The organism is Dactylosporangium sucinum (genome assembly GCF_014647515.1).
Lineage (GTDB): Bacteria > Actinomycetota > Actinomycetes > Mycobacteriales > Micromonosporaceae > Dactylosporangium > Dactylosporangium sucinum.
Genome location: NZ_BMPI01000063.1, coordinates 20,523 through 38,035 on the forward strand (window position 1 = coordinate 20,523; position 17,513 = coordinate 38,035).

Consider the following 17,513-nt stretch of genomic DNA (forward strand, 5'->3'; position numbering starts at 1 on the left):
GGTGTTGTTTCACCGCCGTTTCGTTTTGCTTGTGCTTTGTTTACGCCCGTTTGTGTTGGGCGTCAAGAGTTCAACCACAGAAACCCACACGGGCCAGCCGACGAACCACACGGCGACGACCAGCGAGAGCCCGCCCTGCATGTTGCGCAGCGCCTCGGTGCGCTCCGCGTCGCCGACCAGCCAGACCCCGGCCTGCAGCAGCACGACCGCGATCGCCCAGGCCAGCACGGCCTTGCCCCACTCGCGCCACTCGTAGCGCACCCGCTCCGGCCCGCGCTTGGGAACCTTGTGCGGCGGCGGGCCGCCGGCGAAGCGGTGGGCGAAGCGCACGTCGGCCCAGCGGATCATGGAGTGCCCGAAGGCGACCGAGAAGCCGAGGTAGGCGGCGGCGAGGGCGTGCGCCTGGCCGGCGGTGGCCCCGTTGCGCAGGTCGATGACGCTCACGACGAGCAGGACGACGTCGACGACCGGCGTCGCGGCGAGCAGCACGGCACCCGTCCTGCGCAGCCTCAGCGGGTATCGTGCGACAAGTCCGGCGGCCAGCAGCACCCAGAAGGCGATCTCACATCCGACGATGAATCCCAGCACCATGTTCTCAGCGTCGGTGGCCGATGCCCCGCCGACCTCGGCGGCGATGACGAACCCGGGGTACATCCTTCGTCGCATACCGCCCGTTCGCCCGGGATGGTGGAATCGAGGCGTGAGGGGGCGCGCGCTGGACCTGGTGCTCGCCGCGAGCTGTTTCGCGGTGGGCGGGCTGATGTTCGCCATCGGGCAGTACCATGCGCGCTTCGCCACGCTCCCCCACGCGCTGCTGCTGGCGCCGCTGGCCGCGTGCTGCGCCGCGATCCTGCTGCGCCGCGTGTCGCCGGTCGCGTCGGTGCTGCTCGGCGTGGCCGCCGTCGCCGCCGACCTGTGGGTCGGGCCGTCGCTGGCGACGCCGCTGGTGTTCACGCAGGTGCTGTACGACGCCTGCGTGCACGGCCGGCCGCGGCTCGTGCGCACGCTGCTCACCGGCTCCGTCGTGCTGTCGGTGCTGACCGGCGCGGTCGGCCTGGCCGTCGCGCGCTCCGTCGGCGCGCTGGCGGTCGCGGTGCTGATCGCGCTCGTCACCGTGGTGCCGGTGCTGACCGGCATCCACGTGCGTCACCATCGGGACCAGGCGGTCGCCGCCCGGCAGCTCGCCCGGCTGGCCGAGGCCGACCGGGCCAACGCGGTCGCCGCCGAACGCGCCCGGATGGCCCGCGAGCTGCACGACGTCATCGCCAACCACCTCAGCGCGGTGGCCATCCACGCCACGGCCGCGTTGAGCGCCGACCTCGGCGCGGACGGCACCCGCAAGGCGCTCACGGTCATCCGGGAGAACAGCGTGCAGGGCCTGGCCGAGATGCGCCAGCTCATCGGCTACCTGCGCGACCCGGGGTCGTCCGGCGACGACCCGTCGGTGGCCGGCCTGTCGGGCCTGGACGCGCTGGTGGGCCGGGCCGAGCGGGCCGGCCTGGCGGTGGATGTGACGGTACTGGGCGAGCCCGCCGAACTGCCCGCGGGAGTCGATCGGGCGGCGTTCCGGATCCTGCAGGAGTCGCTGACGAACGCCCTGAAGCACGGATCCGGGGGGCGCGTGGCGTTGTCGCTGGACTACGGGCCGTCGGCCCTCGCGCTGCGGGTCCGCTCGCCGCTCACCCGTGGCTCCGGCTCGCCGCCCGCCATGTCGACGCTGGTCGATCTACCCTCACCCCCGTCCGCCGGCGCCGGCGCGGGCCTGGTCGGCATGCAGGAGCGCGCGGCCCAGCTGGGCGGCACGCTCTCGGCCGGCCCTTCGGACGGACAGTGGCTCGTGTCGGCCCGCTTGCCGCTGGTGGAAGCGGCATGATCCGGGTGCTCGTCGCGGATGACCAGCCGGCGGTACGGGCCGGACTCGTGCTCATCCTCGACGCCGCGCCCGGCGTCGAGGTGGTCGGCGAGGCCGCCGACGGCGCGGAGGCGGTCGACCGGGCGCTCGCGCTGCGGCCCGACGTCGTGGTCATGGACCTGCGGATGCCCCGGGTCGACGGCATCGCGGCGACCCGGCGGCTCGTCGAGGCCGGCCTGACCGGCGTGCTGGTGCTGACGACGTTCGACCTCGACGAGTACGTCTTCGGTGCCCTCCGCGCGGGCGCGGCCGGCTTCCTGCTCAAGGACGCCTCCGCCGCCGACCTGGTGACGGCGGTACGCACGGTGGCGCGGGGCGACGGCATCGTGGCCCCGGCGGTGACCCGGCGGATCCTGGCCACGTTCGCGGGGCCGGCCGCCGTCACTCCGCTCTCCGTCGAGTCGTTGACCGACCGGGAGCGCGAGGTGCTCGCCTGCCTCGGCGACGGCCTGTCGAACGCGGAGATCGCCGGCCGGCTCGGCATCGCCGAGGCGACGACGAAGACGCACGTCAGCCGCATCCTGAGCAAGCTCGGCCTGCGCAGCCGCGTGCAGGCGGCGATCGCGGCGCGGTCGCTTGACACGTGACCTTTTAGTCACATAACTTGGGGTACGTGGACGACGATCGCGTCTTCAAAGCACTCGCCGACCCGACGAGGCGCTTTCTGCTCGACCTGCTCTTCGAGCGTGACGGCCGCACGCTGACGGAGCTGGAGTCCTCCCTCGAGATGACCCGCTTCGGGGTCATGAAGCACCTCAAGGTGCTGGAGGAGGCGGACCTCGTGGTCACCCGCCGGATGGGCCGGGAGAAGCTGCACTTCCTCAACCCGGTCCCCATCCGCGAGATCCACGACCGCTGGATCGACAAGTACACCGCACACCACGCCGCCGCGCTGCTGGAACTGAAGGCCGAACTGGAGGAAGACCGATGACGACACAGGTCTACAAGGTGTACATCAAGGCGACCCCGCAACGCATCTGGGACGCCATCACGACCCCGGAGTGGACCGCGCGGTACGGCTACCGCGGCCTCGTCGAGATGGAGCTGCACCCGGGCGGCGCCGTCGTCGGCCGCGCCAACGAGGGCATGCTCGCCCTGGGCGCCCCGGAGATCGCCCTCGACGGCGAGGTCCTGGAGGCCGACCCGCCGCACCGCCTGGTCCAGACGTTCCGGATGCTGATGAACCCGGACCTGGCCGCGGAGGGCTTCACCCGCCTGACCTACGAGCTCAAGGAGGGCAAGGACGGCGTCACCGCCCTGACGGTGACCCACGAGCTCGACGGCGCCCCCGGCCTGGCCGCCCTCATGTCCGGCCAGTTCGAGGACCAGGGCGCGGGCGGCGGCTGGGCCTGGACGCTGAGCGAGCTCAAGTCCCTCCTGGAGACCGGCACCGGCTTCGCCGGCTGACGGCGCGGTTTGACCCGGCACGCCATCATGATCGGCGTGCCGGGACCGACCTCCTCCCCCGACGGCTGCCTCGCCCTGTTCGGCGGCCTGGACGCGGGCCTGCCGGCCCTCGCCGCCGACCCGGGGCTCGCCGCCGTCAACGACCGCGCCCCGCTGCGCCGCCTGGCCGCGGACCTGGCCGCCGCGGTCGTCAACCATTACGAGCGGGCCGCCGACGCCGCCGGGCTCGCCGGGGCGGTGGGCGCGCTCGCCGGCGCCGGTCCCGAAGCGGCTGTCCTCGATACCGCCGCGTGGTGGGCCTAATCATCCAATGTCTCGGCAGGGCGACCGGCGGCCGGCCAGGGTGGGCGAACCGGCGCAGTTCACCACCAAAGCGTGCGCAACAACCATCAACTCTGGGCATTGACGAATCCAGACGTCCAATGTTGACTGCTTGTCATTCCCACCGGCGGTGTGCGGCGCATCGACGGTGGTCTTCCTGAGCGCGGACGGTCGACGGCGCGAACCCGGACCCGCGTGACACGCAGAAGGAGATGAACGTGGGCAAGCCCCGCCGACTCGCCCTCCTGGCGGCCGCCACCGCCCTGGTGGGCACCCTCGTCGCCGTGGTCAACGGCACCAGTGCCACCGCGTCGACCACCGACGAGGCCTTCAACAACGGGACCGGCACGCTCGACGTCGACTATGCCGGTTACCTGTCCAAGCACGACATCGTGTACAACAGCCCGCAGACCAACGCCCTGCACGGGCTGACCGTGGGCAACGGCAAGACCGGGGCCATGGTGTGGAACCAGAACGGCCTCACCATGCAGGTGTCCAACGTGGACCTGTCCCCGCAGTCCGCCTACGCCGCCGGGCTGATCAACCTCAACACGAGCCCGGGGATCGACACCGGCGTCTCGACGTACCAGCAGCGGCTCTCGCTGTACGACGGCACGCTCGTCACGAAGTACGACAGCAACAGGACAGTGACGATCATGGGTGTCCCCGGGTCCGAGGTGATGGGCATCCACGTCGACGACTCGCGCACCGGGCTGGGCACCACGACGCTCGACCTGAGCATGTGGGACCCGAACTCGGTCACCAACAGCGCCGACGTGCCGAACCTGACGACCTGGCGCACGGTGAGCACGTTCAACGACAGCAGCGTCGCCGGGTTCAGCCGTGGGGTGCAGGACCCGGGCGGCTTCGGGTACACGTTCGCGGCCACGGTCGAGGGCGCCGCGTACACCACGCAGGTCGTCAACGGCACGCGGGTGCGGCTGAACATCACGCCGACCGGCAGCTACACGATCTGGTTCACCGCGGCCAGCCGGATCAACTCGCCCGGCCAGGACCCGGTGGCGCAGGCGCGCAGCCAGCTCACGGCAGCGAAGAACACGGGCTACCAGACCAACCTCACCAACTACCGCAACTGGTGGCACGCGTTCTGGCAGAAGTCGTTCGTGCAGTACAGCGGGGCGGCCGGGACCGGCGACTACCTGGAGAACGTCTACTACCTCTCGACGTACATGATCGCCGCCGGTGGCTACGGCAACTACCCGTACCACTTCATCAACGGCGTCTTCCGGGCCACGCAGGACAACACGAAGTGGAGCAACGGGTACTGGTACTGGAACCAGCGCGACGTCTACAACTCGTTCCTGGCCTCCAACCACACCGACCTCTTCGCGACCGAGAACCGGCTGTACAGCCGCAACTACAACGCGCTGAAGGCGTACACCCAGACGCGCTACGGCGTTGCGGACGCGCTGTGGGTGCCGGAGACGATGGGCTGGGACGGCAACGCCCGCGGCACCGTCGGCAGCGACTACGTCAACGACATCTACTCGACGGGCACCGAGGCCGCCTACAACATGTACCTGCAGTACCGGTACACGAACGACGCGGCCTACCTGCAGAACACCGTGTACCCGTACATGCGTGACGCGCTGCGCTTCTACCAGAACCGGTTCCAGCTGCAGAACAACGAGTGGGTCATGCCCACGTCGAACGCCCACGAGACGTACTGGGACGTCCGCAACGCCATCACCGACCTCGCCGCGGTCCGGCTGCTCGCCCCGATCGCGATCCAGGTCGCGAGCCAGCTCGGCGTCGACAGCGGGCTGCGCACGCAGTGGCAGGACCTGCTCAACCGGCTCCACCCGTACCAGGTGCAGAACGGCGCCTGGCTGCCGCACGACCCGCCCGCGCCGGCCCAGCAGCGCAACGGCGAGAACGTGACGTCGGAGCTCATCTGGCCCTACGACCTGACCGGCATCGGCGCGCCCGACTACCAGACGGCGCTCAACAGCTGGAACACGCGGCCCAACCCGTACAGCAACGTGTGGGCCAACGACGCCGTGCAGGCCGCCCGGCTCGGCCTGGGCGACCAGGCGTTGTCCGGCATGAAGCTGATGCTCCAGCGGTACCAGAACTACCCCAACGGCATGACCAACAACACCAACGGCGTGTTCGAGTACCTCGGCGTGCACCTCGCGGCGATGAACGAGACGCTCCTGCAGTCGTACAACGACAAGATCCGCGTGTTCCCGGCCGCGCCGAACGACAGCAACTTCGTCGGCAAGTTCACGCTGCTGGCCAAGGACGGCTTCCTCGTCTCCTCCGAGCGGGAGGGCAACGAGACGAAGTACGTCGGGATCAGGTCGCAGTTCGGCAAGCAGGCGCGCGTCGTGAACCCGTGGGGCAGCCAGGAGATCCGGGTGCGCCGGGCCTCCGACAACGCCGTCATCACCACGTCGACGGCGGGCGAGGTCACGTTCGCCACGGCGGCCAACACGGTGTACATCGTGGAGCGCACCGCGAAGCCGCTGACGTCGTACTCCAGCACGACGCTCAACGGCACGGCCAACAACGGCGTGAAGTCCCTGTCGGGCACCGCGTCGACGCTGGGCACCGGCCCGGGCGGCGGCGGAGGCAACGGCCCGACGTTCTACTCCGACATCAACTTCTCCGGCAACGCGGTGACGCTCGGCGCCGGCAACTACGACCTCGCGCAGTTGCAGGCCAACGGCATCGCCAACGACAGCATCTCCTCCATCCGCGTGCCGTCCGGCTACACGGTTACGGCCTACAGCGACGGCGGGTTCGCGGGCACGTCCTGGACCTTCAACGCCGACAACCCGAACCTCATCAACACCGGCAACAACGACGCGATCTCATCGCTGCGCGTGGCCACGACCGGCGGCGGGGGCGGCGGCTCGTCCCTGAAGGCGCAGGTCAACCAGCGCTTCGTCAGCGCCGACAACGGCGGCGCGAGCGCGCTCATCGCCAACAAGACCACGGTCGGCGCGACAGAGCGCTTCGACGTCGTCGACCTCGGCGGGGGCAACGTCGCCCTGCGGGCGCGGGTGAACAACAAGTACGTCTGCGCGGACAACGCCGGCGCCAACCCGCTCATCGCCAACCGCGACGCGGTCGGCGCGTGGGAGACGTTCCGGATGATCCGCAACTCGGACGGGAGCGTGAGCTTCCAGGCAACGGTCAACAACAAGTACGTGGTGGCCGAGAACGGCGGGAACGCGGCCCTGATCGCCAACCGCGACGCCATCGGCCCGTGGGAGAAGTTCGACCTGGCCACCGCGTAGCGGTCGCCGAGTGCGGAGGGGCGTGCGATGCGCGCCCCTCCGCACGGTGCCTTGCCCGGTCGGCGCCGCGCGCACGGAACGGCACGCACGCGCAGCACGCACGCACGCACGCACGCACGCAAAAAGCGCGCACGCGCAGCAGCGCGCACGCAACAAGCGGCAACGCCGCACGGCGTGGCACGCGTGCGGCAGTGCGGGTCTTGGTGCCGGCCGCCGGGCGCCCGGCGGCCGGCACCCACCCCGCTGCGCGTCGGCGTCACGCTGCGGGGTGCTGTCCGCAGGTCCCCGGAGCGGTGGGTCCGCTCATCGAACCATGGACAACCCTCATCCCAGAGTGAACATCCGACGTCTCGATTCGTCAAGGTGCTTGCCAGACTTCCGTTCAACCGAACAAAAGCCGGAAATTGCCCCTTGCGGCGCAGCGCATGATCCTGCTAAACATCGGATGTATTCGTAAACGGCACCAAGGATGGGAACCGAATGACGAGCCGATTTGTGTCGCTGGACACCTACGACGTGCGGTTCCCCACCTCACAGCACCTCGACGGCTCCGACGCGATGAACCCCGACCCCGACTACTCCGCCGCCTACGTGGTGCTGCGCACCGACAGCACCGAGGTCGGCGAAGGGACCGAGGGGCACGGGTTCGCCTTCACCATCGGGCGGGGCAACGAGGTGCAGACCGCGGCCATCCACGCCCTGCGGCCGTACCTCGTGGGCCGGCTCGTCAAGGAGGTCCTCGACGACCTCGGAGGACTCTGGCGGGAGCTGGTCCACGACTCGCAGCTGCGCTGGCTCGGCCCGGAGAAGGGCGTCATGCACATGGCCATCTCCGCCGTCGTCAACGCGCTGTGGGACCTCAAGGCGAAGCGGGCCGGGCTGCCGCTCTGGCAGCTCCTCGGCTCGATGACCCCCGAGGAGCTCGTCGATCTCGTCGACTTCCGGTACCTCACCGACGCCCTCACCCGGGAAGAGGCGCTGGAGATCCTCCGCGCCGGCGCCCAGGGCCGGGCCGAGCGCATCGCGACGCTGCTGGAGCAGGGATACCCGGGCTACGCCACCTCACCCGGCTGGCTCGGGTACGCCGACGAGAAGCTGCGCCGCCTCTGCCGCGAGGCCGTCGATGAGGGCTTCACCCAGATCAAGCTCAAGGTCGGCGCCGACCTCGAGGACGACCTGCGCCGCATGCGGATCGCCCGCGAGGTGTGCGGGCCGGACGTGCGGATCGCGGTCGACGCCAACCAGCGCTGGGACGTCGGCACCGCCGTGGAGTGGGTCCGGGCCCTCGCGCCCTACCAGCCGTGGTGGGTCGAGGAACCGACCAGCCCCGACGACGTCGTCGGCCACGCCGAGATCGCGCGACGGATCGCCCCGATCCCGGTCGCGACCGGCGAGCACGTGCAGAACCGGGTCGTGTTCAAGCAGCTGCTGCAGCTCGACGCCGTCTCGTTCGTCCAGCTCGACGCCGCCCGCGTCGCCGGGGTCAACGAGAACATCGCGATCCTGCTGCTCGCCGCCAAGTTCGGGGTGCCGGTCTGCCCGCACGCCGGCGGCGTCGGGCTGTGCGAGCTCGTCCAGCACCTGTCCATGTTCGACTACGTGGCCGTCTCCCGCTCCATGGACGACCGCGTCATCGAGTACGTCGACCACCTCCACGAACACTTCACGGACCCGGTCCAGCTGCGCGGGGGCCGCTACCTCGCGCCGCTGGCCCCCGGGTTCAGCTCCACCATGCGGGCGGAGAGCCGAGCCCGCTACGCGTATCCGGACGGCCCCATCTGGAACCCCACCAACACCCCCTGAGGACTCCCATGAGAATCCTGCCTGCGATCGCCGCCGCCGCCCTGGTCGTCAGCCTCGCCGCGTGTAGCGACTCGGCCGACGAACCGGGCGGCTCCGGTGACAACAAGGGCGCCCCGCCCATCGCGGTCGACCTGCCCCGCGCCGACTCCGACTTCTGGAACTCCTACGCGAAGTACATCCCGCAGTACGCGAAGGAGAGCGGCATCAACCTGATGACGCCGACCAACTCGCAGAACGACATCGCCAAGCTCGTCGCCAACACCCAGGCATTGACGAGCCAGGGCGCGAAGGCGATCGTGATGGCACCGCAGGACACCGGCGCCATCGCCACCACCCTCACCACCCTGGAGCAGAAGAAGATCCCCGTGGTCACCGTGGACACCCGGCCCGACAAGGGCAACGTCTACATGGTCGTGCGCGCGGACAACCGCGCCTACGGCCAGAAGGCGTGCGAGTTCCTCGGCCAGAAGCTGGGCGGCAAGGGCAAGGTCATCGAGTTCCAGGGCTCGCTGTCGTCGGTCAACGGCCGGGACCGCTCCGAGGCGTTCGCCGACTGCATGAAGGACAAGTTCCCCGGCATCACGGTGTTCGCCGAGCCGACCGACTGGGAGGGCGCGAAGGCGTCCGCCGCCCTGCAGACCCGCCTCGCCCAGCACCCGGACATCAACGGCATCTACATGCAGGCCGGCGGCGTGTTCCTGGCCCCGACCCTGCAGCTGCTGCGCTCGAAGAACCTGCTGGTGCCGCCGACCGACCCCAAGCACATCTTCATCGTCTCCAACGACGGCATCCCGCAGGAGTTCGAGGCGATCCGCAAGGGCGAGATCGACGCGACCGTCTCCCAGCCGGCCGACCTCTACGCGAAGTACGCGCTCTACTACGCCAAGGCCGCCGTCGAGGGCAAGACGTTCCAGCCCGGCAAGACCGACCACGACAGCACCATCGTCCAGGTCCGCGACGGCCTGCTCGAGGACCAGCTGCCCGCTCCGCTCGTCACCAAGGACAACGTCGACGACACGGCGTTGTGGGGAAACCAGATCGGGAAATGATGCCCCTCGAACCGCATGACGGGCCGGTGGTGGAGGCCGTCGACGTCACCAAGCGCTTCGGCGCCACCACCGCCCTCAGCGGCGTCACGATGCGCATCGACCAGGGCTCCACGCACGCCCTGGTCGGGCGCAACGGCGCCGGCAAGTCGACCCTCGTCTCGCTGCTCACCGGCCTGCACCGGCCGGACGGCGGCGAGATCCGCTTCGCCGGCACCGCCGCGCCGCCCGTCGCCGACCGGGCGGCGTGGCGGCAGCGGGTCGCCTGCGTGTTCCAGCGCTCCACGATCATCCCGTCGCTGACCGTGGCCGAGAACCTGTTCCTGAACCGGCAGGCGGAGCGCGGGCCCATCCGCTGGCGCGCGCTGCGGACCAGGGCCGACGAGCTGCTCGCCGAGTACGCCGTCGACGTCGACCCCGGCGCCCTCGCCGGCGATCTCGACGTCGAGCAGCGCCAGCTCGTCGAGATCGCCCGGGCCCTGTCGCAGGGCGCCCGGTTCATCATCCTCGACGAGCCGACGGCCCGCCTCGACGCCACCGGCATCGACCGGCTCTTCGAGCGGCTCCGCGGCCTGAGCGCCGCGGGCGTCACCATGCTGTTCATCTCCCACCATCTGCAGGAGGTGTACCGCGTGTGCGACACCGTCACGGTGCTGCGCGACGCCCGCTGGGTGCTCACCGGGCCCGTCGCCGACGTCGGGCACGACGCCCTCGTGGCGGCGATGACCGGCGAGGCGGTCGGGCTCACCACGGTCGCGCCGCGCCCGCCGGTGCCGGAGACGGCCGGCACCGCCCTGCGGCTGGCCGGCCTGACGCTGAGCGGGGCCTACGAGCCGCTCGACCTGACCGTCCGGACCGGCGAGATCGTCGGCGTCACCGGCTCGGGCAGCAGCGGCAAGGTGTCGCTCGCCGAGACCGTCGGCGGCCTGCGCAAGCCGACCGCCGGCACGATCGCCGTCGGCACCACCGACGTGCGGCCGGGCAGCGTCCCGGCCGCGCTCGCCGCCGGGATCGGCCTGGTGCCGCAGGACCGGCACCGCGAGGGGCTGATCCCGCTGCTGTCGGTCGGCGAGAACGCGACCCTGCCGATCGCCGACCGGCTCGGCCCGGCGGGGGCGATCGTGCCCGGCCGCCGCCGGGCGGTCGCCGAGGCGTTCATCGAGCGGTACGACATCCGCACCGAAGGTCCCGAAGCGCCGGTCGGCAGCCTGTCGGGCGGCAACGCCCAGAAGGTCGTCCTCGCGCGCGCCCTGAGCACCGACCCGCGCCTGCTGGTCCTCATCAACCCGACCGCGGGCGTCGACGTCCGCTCGAAGGAGTCCCTGCTCGGCGCCGTCCGCACGGCCGCCGACGCCGGCACCGGCGTCCTGATGGTCTCCGACGAGCTCGACGACCTGCGCCACTGCGACCGGGTCCTCGTCATGTTCCACGGGCGGGTCACCGCCGAACTGCAGGCCGGCTGGAGCGACACGGACGTGGTCGCCGCCGTCGAAGGAGTCGCAGCATGACCACCACCGCCCCGGCCCCCGCCACCAGCCGCCGGCGCGCCGTTCCGAGGCTCGCGCGCATGCGGGACCTCACGCTCGTGCCGGCGATCATCGTGCTGCTCATCGTGGGCGCGCTGATCGACCCGGTGTTCCTGTCCCGGGACAACCTGGTCAACGTCCTGCAGCAGCAGACCGAGCTGTCGCTGCTCGTGCTCGCCGAGACGCTGATCCTCATCGGCGGCCGGTTCGACCTGTCCCTGGAGTCGACGGTGGGCCTGGCTCCGGCGCTGGGCGTGGCGCTGGTCATCCCGGCCGCGAGCAACGGCATCGGCACCGAGTGGCCCTACGCCCTCGCGGTGCCGATCTGCCTGCTGGTGGGCCTGCTCGTGGGGGCGCTGAACGGCCTGCTGATCCTGCGCTTCGGCCTGTCGGCGTTCATCGTCACGCTGGGCATGCTCATCACGCTGCGGGGCCTGCAGATCGGCATCACCGGCGGCCAGAGCGTCTTCGAGGTGCCGCCGTCGGTGCTGTACCTGGGCAACACGGCCTGGCTGGGCCTGCCGCTGTCGATCTGGATCTGCGCGGCCCTGTTCGCGGCCGGCATCGCGGCACTCGGCTGGTTCCGCCACGGGCGGGCGGTGTACGCCATCGGCGGCAACGTCGACGCGGCGCGCGCGGCCGGCATCCGCAGCAACCGGGTGATGTGGATCGTGTTCATGGTTGCCGGCCTGCTGGCCGCCCTGGCGGGCCTGCTGATGACCGGTCGCCTGGGCTCGGTCGCCGCCGCCCAGGGCGACGGCATGATCTTCCAGGTCTTCGCGGCCGCCGTCATCGGCGGCGTGAGCATGGACGGCGGGAAGGGCACCCTGTTCGGCGCCCTCTGCGGCGTGCTCGTCCTCGGCCTGATCAACAACATCCTGACCCTGGCCGGCGTCTCGGCCCAGTGGATCCAGGCGGTCTACGGCCTGATCATCCTGGTCGCGCTGATCCTGGCCCGGGTGACGACGGGCAAGGCCCAGGACTCATGATGGGTGGATGAGCGAGGACGTCCTGGCTGACCAGGTCGGGTACTACCGGCGCCGCGCGGGCGAGTACGACGCGACGGCGTACGGGGACGTGACCGCGGCCCGTGAGCGGATCGCCCGGCTGGTCGCACGCATGCGGCCGGCCGGGCGCGTCCTTGAGATCGCCTGCGGCACCGGCCTGTGGACCGAGGCGCTCGCCGCGCACGCGGCGACGCTGCTGGCGATCGACGCGGCGCCCGAGACCATCGCGATCGCCCGCGACCGGGTGCCGGCGACCGTCGCGTTCGAGGTCGCCGACGTGTTCGCCTGGAGCACCGCCGAACGGTTCGACGTCGTGTTCTTCTCGGCCTGGCTGTCGCACGTGCCGGACAGCCACTTCGCCCGGTTCTGGGACCAGCTGCGGGGCCTGCTCGCCGAGGACGGCCGGGTGCTGTTCCTCGACGAGCACGTCGACGAGCAGGCCAAGGAGGCGTGGGTCGGCGACGAGATCGTCGAGCGGACCCTGCAGGACGGCCGCACGTTCCGCATCGTCAAGCAGTTCATCGACCCGGGCACGCTGGTCGAACGCCTGCGCGGCCTCGGCTGGGACTGCCGCATCGAGCGCGACGGCACCGACTGGATCCTCGGCGAGGCCCGCCCGCTGCCGGGTCATTGACCCGCGGGATGGCGTATTTCCGGGTAGCCGACCGCCGCATGGCTCCCGATACTCGATGACGTGCGAGTGCTGTTCACCGCGGTGCCGATCCACGGCCATCTGCTGCCCGTGCTACCGCTGGCCGAGGCCGCCGCCGCGGCAGGTGACGAGGTCGTCGTGGCCGTGCCGGCGTCGATGGGACACCTGGTCGACGGGCTCGCCGTGGACGCCACCGGGCCGGACGCGGCCGAGCTGCTGGCCGAGAACGACCGGCGGACCGGCGGGGCCGACATGGCGGACATGCGTGATGTGTTCCCGGTGGCGTCGTTCTTCGCCGGGACGCGGGTCGACCTGACGTTCGACGTCGCGCTCGCGCGGGCGCGGGAGTTCGGGGCCGAGGTCATCGTCGCCGACGAGTACGACGCGGTCGGGGCGATGGTGGCCGCCGCGCTCGGGGTGCCGCTGGTGCGGCACGCGGTCGGGCTGCCCGTGTCGCCGCCGGCGCTGGGGCCGGCCATGGAGGCGCTGCTGACGCCACGATACGCCGAGCGCCGCCTGACCAGGGCCGGACGCTGCGCCCTGGTGGACCCGTGGCCGGCGGCGTTGCACGGGCCGCTCTGGTCGCCGCCGGCCGACCGGCTGCCGATCCGGCCCCGGGCCTACGCCGGGACGGAGCTGGCCGACCTGCCGTCCTTCGGCGGATCGGCACAGCGGGCGCGGGTGCTCGTCACGCTGGGAACCGTCCTGCTGGACGCGGCGATGCTCGACGCGCTCGTGGACTCGGTGGCGGCGCTGCACGACGTGGACGTGCTGGCGGTCGTGGCGCCGGGCACCGATCACACCCTCGCGGACACCCGGCCGAACGTCCGCTTCGTGGGCTTCGTGCCCATCGCGCAGCTCCTCGCCGCGGATGTCTCGGTGGTCGTCGCCGCGGGCGGTGCCGGGACGGTGCTGGCCGCCCTCGACCGCGGCATCCCGATGGTGCTGTGGCCTAAGGGTGCGGAGAAGCCGATGAACGCCGAACGGGTCACCGCGGCCGGGGCCGGCATCGCCGTCGACGAGCCGGCGCAGGCGGCCGACGCGGTGCGCAAGGTCCTCCACGACGCGTCGTACCGGGCCGGCGCCGAGCGCGTCGCCGGCGAGATCCGCGCCGCGCCCGACCCGGCCCGGGTCTGGTCCGCGTTGCGCGACCGGTTGCGGTCCGGAGCGGTCACGGGGGGCTGAACGCGGACCGCGCCCGGTCCAGGTGCGCGGTGCGGTCCAGGCCGAGCGGGGAGCGCCGACCCTCGGCGAGGTGCCGGCCCAGCTCGTGGTGGGCGCAGGCCAGCTCGTACGGCATCCCCCGGCGCTCCGCCTCGCGGACCGCCCGCACCCAGGCGCGGGTCGCGGCTCGCGGGCGGCCGGCCAGCCACCGGGCCCGGCCGAGGCAGACGAGCGCGCGCGGGCGGGCCATCGGGAAGGTGCGGGCGTAGCGGCGCAGCCGCCGCAGCGCACCGGCCACGGTCGCCCGGATGCCGGCGGGGTCGGGCTCGCCCTCGGCGCCGAGCGGCGCGGGCCGTTCGAGCAGCGCGAGGCCGACCTCGACGACGCCGGCGTGGGCCTCCAGGGCGTACTGCGCGAACGACGGGCGCGGACCGACCAGCCGGTCGGCCGCAGCAGCCGCCTGCCAGGCCCCCGCGCGGCGGCCGGCGGCGAGGTGCAGCCGGGCGGCGGCGGCCTGGTACCGGGCGGCGTCGACGCCGGCCGTGTCCGGCAGGAGCCCGGCGGCGGCCCGCAGGTGCTCCGGCAGCACCGGGTCGGCGGGGTCGGCGCGGACCGCCGTCTCGATGAGCAGCAGCAGGCCCCAGAGCTGCACGACCGGGTCCTGGCGGTCCCGGCCGGAGGCAAGGCCCTCGGCGGCCGCGGCGACCGTCTCCGGGTCGCGGGCGGTCAGGTACCGGGCCGCCCCGGCGATGAGCACCACCTCGTCGGCCCACCGGTGCAGCGGCGTGCGGTCGCGCAGCGCCAGCGCCCGGGTCGCGCCGGCCTCCACGTCCGCCCACGCGCCGACGCCGGTCCAGTACAGCCCGCCGACGATGCCGACCCAGCAGGTGGTGAGCGGGTCGCCGGCCCGGTCGGCTGCGGCGCGTGCGGCGCGCAGCTGGCGGCGGGCGAGCCGGTGCAGGCCGCCGATGCCGAGCATCATCCCGAGGCCCGCCCGGGCGCGGGCGGTCAGGTCCGGGTCGCCTGCGCGCTCGGCCTCGTCGAGCGCGCCCAGCGCCGCCGGCAGCATCGGGAACCGCTCGCCGAGCACCCAGTAGGTCTCGACGATTGTGAAGTACGCGGCCGCGCGCTCCTGGGCCGCCGCGCGCCGCTCACCCCGAAGGGCAGCGCGGCCCGGCACCAGACGCCGGGCCGCCCGGGTGGCCAGCATGGCCAGGCGGCCGGCGGTCGACCGCGGGGCCCGGCTGCCCAGCCGCTCCAGGGCCTGTTCCAGGTGGTGGCGGGCCGCGCCGGCCTCGCCGAGCTGCTGGTGGGCCTCCCCGAGCACGCGGTCCCAGCGGGCCCGCAGCAGCGCCGGGGTGTCCGGGCGGTCCACCGCGGCGGCGAAGCACGCCCGGACCTCACGGAACCAGCCCATGCGGCCGTAGAGCGCCCACACCAGGCTCAGGTGCGCGTCGAGTGTCGCCGTGTCGGCGGTGCGGACCAGGACGTCGGTCGCCGCGCGCAGGTTCTCCGCGTCGGCCTCCGGCCACGGGCCGCCCCCGGCGGCGAGCAGCGCGGCGTAATGCCCGGCGTGGCGCCGCAGCGTCTCCGCCTCCTCGTCGGGGTCGGCGGCGAGGCGTTCGGCGGCGTACTGGCGCAGCAGCTCGTGCAGCTCGTAGCGGCCGTCGTCGCCCACGGCGACCAGCGACTGGTCGACCAGCCCGGCCAGCACCGCCAGCCCGGCGCCGGCCACCGCCTCGGCGGCGGCCAGGTCGAAGCCGCGGCGCAGCACGGAGAGCCGGCGCAGGGCGCGGGCCTCCTCGTCGGTCAGGAACCGGCAGGACCAGTCGATCACCGTGCGCATGCTGCGGTGCCGCGGCTCCACGTCGGGTGCGGTGGTCGCGAGCAGGTCGAGGCCGGCGGCGAGCCGGTCGGCGATCACGCCGGGGCCGGCCGACCGCACCCGGCGGGCGGCGAGCTCGATGGCCAGCGGCATCCCCGCCACCAGCCGGCACAGGCGGCCGGCGGCCTCGGCCGCGTCGGCGGTCGTCAGGTCGGGGCGCAGAAGCCGGGCCCGCTCCACGAAGAGCCGCACCGCGTCGTAGCCGGCCGCGTCGGCGCCCGGCGGCGGGCACGCCAGGCCCCGCACCTCGACGAGCCACTCGGCGCCGAGGCCGAGCTGCCGCCGCGAGGTGGCCAGCACCGTCACGCCGGGCGCCCGGCGCAGCAGCTCGACGAGCACGCCGCCGGCGCCGCGCAGGTGTTCGAGGTTGTCGAGGACCAGCAGCAGCTCCCGGCCGGCGAGATGGTCGGCGAGCACGTCGAGCGGGTCGCGCGGGACCGCGAGCGACAGCCCGAACGCGCGCGCGACGTCGGTGACCACGAGATCGCCGGCCCGGTCGGCGCCCGTCGGCCCGGTGCCGGCGAACGACACGAACACCGCCCCGTCACGGTGCCGGTCCGGGCGGTTCGCGGCGGCCTCGACCGCCAGCCGGGTCTTGCCGGCCCCGCCGGGCCCGACGAGGGTGACGAGCCGGCATGCCGGGTCGGCCAGCAGTTCCCGCAGCCGGCGCAGCTCCTCGTCGCGCCCGATGAGCGTCGTGAGCGGCCGCGGCAGATCGGGCACCCCCGCGGCGTCGGGCCGGGACGGCTCGGCAGCGGTGAACGACTCCGCGCCGGCGATCTCGTCGCGCAGCGCGACGGTGGCCGCCGACGGCTCCGCCCCGAGCTCCTCGCGCAGCAGGTACCGGCAGGTCTCGTACTGGGCGAGCGCCGCGCTGCGCCGGCCGCCCAGCGCCAGGAACCACATCAGGGCGCGGTGCGCCTCCTCGTCCAGCCGGCCCAGCTCCAGCATGCGCCGGGCGACCTCGACCCCGGCGGCCGCGTCGCCGCTGTCGCGGGCCCGGCGCGCCGCGCGGTCCATGACGGCGAGCATGTCCGCCCGGGCGGTCGCGCGCCGGTCGGCCACCCACTCGTCGAACACCGGCGCCCCCGGGACCTCGAAGCCGTCGAGGAACTCGCCGCGGCACAGCCGGACGGCCGCGAGCAGCTCGTCGTCGGCGGTGCTCGCGGCCGCCCGGGCCACCTCGAGGGCGTCGACCCAGATCGGCGGGCCGTCCGGCGCCACCGTGTGCCGGCTGATCCGCAGGTGGCCCGGCACGACCCGGCGCAGCTTCGTGAGCACCAGCCGGAGGTTGGCGCGGGCCGCCGGCTCCGGCAGCTCGCTCCAGAGCAGCCCGGCCAGCGCGGTGCGGGGGTGCGCGGCGCCGGTCACGGCGAGGTAGCACAGCAGCGCGGCCGCCTTGCCGGACGCCGGCTCCGGCAGCGGACGCCCGTCCACGGTCAGCTCGGCCCGGCCGAGCACGCAGACCCGAAGCTGCTTGTCGATCATCGCCACCGCCGTCGTCCAGCCGACCCTACCGTTCAC

General features: G+C 72.9%; 14 protein-coding genes. 12 read left to right on the top strand and 2 right to left on the bottom strand.

Annotated features, from left to right (window positions below; translation table 11 throughout):
* Positions 1-9: 9 nt before the first annotated feature.
* Entirely contained in the window at positions 10-591 is a 582-nt protein-coding gene (locus IEZ31_RS43075; protein WP_229836689.1) for a hypothetical protein, read from the bottom strand.
* A gap of 109 nt (positions 592-700) precedes the next feature.
* On the opposite strand from IEZ31_RS43075, the gene IEZ31_RS43080 reads away from it, so the two are divergent.
* The 12 genes from IEZ31_RS43080 to IEZ31_RS43135 all read left to right on the top strand — a co-directional run bounded on the left by IEZ31_RS43080 (position 701) and on the right by IEZ31_RS43135 (position 14,125).
* Complete coding sequence (locus IEZ31_RS43080) at positions 701-1,873, top strand: sensor histidine kinase (protein WP_229836657.1); 1,173 nt, start codon at positions 701-703, stop codon at positions 1,871-1,873.
* Positions 1,870-2,499 carry a response regulator gene (locus IEZ31_RS43085; protein ID WP_190255920.1) on the top strand — a complete coding sequence of 210 codons (630 nt, stop codon included), beginning with the start codon at positions 1,870-1,872 and terminating at the stop codon, positions 2,497-2,499. The genes IEZ31_RS43080 and IEZ31_RS43085 overlap by 4 nt, the downstream gene beginning before the upstream one ends.
* A gap of 26 nt (positions 2,500-2,525) precedes the next feature.
* Positions 2,526-2,843, top strand: coding sequence for an ArsR/SmtB family transcription factor (locus tag IEZ31_RS43090; RefSeq protein ID WP_190255921.1), 318 nt, complete (start codon positions 2,526-2,528; stop codon positions 2,841-2,843).
* Positions 2,840-3,319 carry an SRPBCC domain-containing protein gene (locus tag IEZ31_RS43095; RefSeq protein WP_190255922.1) on the top strand — a complete coding sequence of 160 codons (480 nt, stop codon included), beginning with the start codon at positions 2,840-2,842 and terminating at the stop codon, positions 3,317-3,319. Before IEZ31_RS43090 ends, IEZ31_RS43095 begins: the two co-directional genes overlap by 4 nt.
* A gap of 36 nt (positions 3,320-3,355) precedes the next feature.
* The gene (locus IEZ31_RS43100; RefSeq protein ID WP_190255923.1) at positions 3,356-3,622 is read left to right on the top strand and encodes a hypothetical protein; all 267 of its coding nucleotides are present in this window, start codon (positions 3,356-3,358) and stop codon (positions 3,620-3,622) included.
* A 236-nt stretch (positions 3,623-3,858) separates the two neighbouring features.
* Entirely contained in the window at positions 3,859-6,906 is a 3,048-nt protein-coding gene (locus tag IEZ31_RS43105; protein ID WP_373294777.1) for a glycosyl hydrolase family 95 catalytic domain-containing protein, read from the top strand.
* A 480-nt stretch (positions 6,907-7,386) separates the two neighbouring features.
* Positions 7,387-8,709 (top strand): L-fuconate dehydratase, encoded by a 1,323-nt coding sequence (locus IEZ31_RS43110; RefSeq protein ID WP_190255925.1) that lies wholly within the window; start codon positions 7,387-7,389, stop codon positions 8,707-8,709.
* Positions 8,710-8,717: 8 nt separating this feature from the next.
* Positions 8,718-9,758: a sugar ABC transporter substrate-binding protein gene (locus IEZ31_RS43115; protein WP_190255926.1), complete on the top strand. Its 1,041-nt coding sequence runs from the start codon at positions 8,718-8,720 to the stop codon at positions 9,756-9,758.
* Positions 9,755-11,263 (top strand): sugar ABC transporter ATP-binding protein, encoded by a 1,509-nt coding sequence (locus IEZ31_RS43120; RefSeq protein WP_229836660.1) that lies wholly within the window; start codon positions 9,755-9,757, stop codon positions 11,261-11,263. Before IEZ31_RS43115 ends, IEZ31_RS43120 begins: the two co-directional genes overlap by 4 nt.
* Positions 11,260-12,270 (top strand): ABC transporter permease, encoded by a 1,011-nt coding sequence (locus tag IEZ31_RS43125; protein WP_190255927.1) that lies wholly within the window; start codon positions 11,260-11,262, stop codon positions 12,268-12,270. The genes IEZ31_RS43120 and IEZ31_RS43125 overlap by 4 nt, the downstream gene beginning before the upstream one ends.
* Before the next feature lie 7 nt (positions 12,271-12,277).
* Positions 12,278-12,922: a class I SAM-dependent methyltransferase gene (locus tag IEZ31_RS43130; protein ID WP_190255928.1), complete on the top strand. Its 645-nt coding sequence runs from the start codon at positions 12,278-12,280 to the stop codon at positions 12,920-12,922.
* Between the two features lie 60 nt (positions 12,923-12,982).
* Positions 12,983-14,125 (top strand): glycosyltransferase, encoded by a 1,143-nt coding sequence (locus IEZ31_RS43135; protein ID WP_190255929.1) that lies wholly within the window; start codon positions 12,983-12,985, stop codon positions 14,123-14,125.
* On the opposite strand, the gene IEZ31_RS43140 is transcribed toward IEZ31_RS43135, so the two are convergent.
* Entirely contained in the window at positions 14,112-17,513 is a 3,402-nt protein-coding gene (locus IEZ31_RS43140; protein ID WP_190255930.1) for an ATP-binding protein, read from the bottom strand. The two genes, IEZ31_RS43135 and IEZ31_RS43140, sit on opposite strands and share 14 nt — an antisense overlap.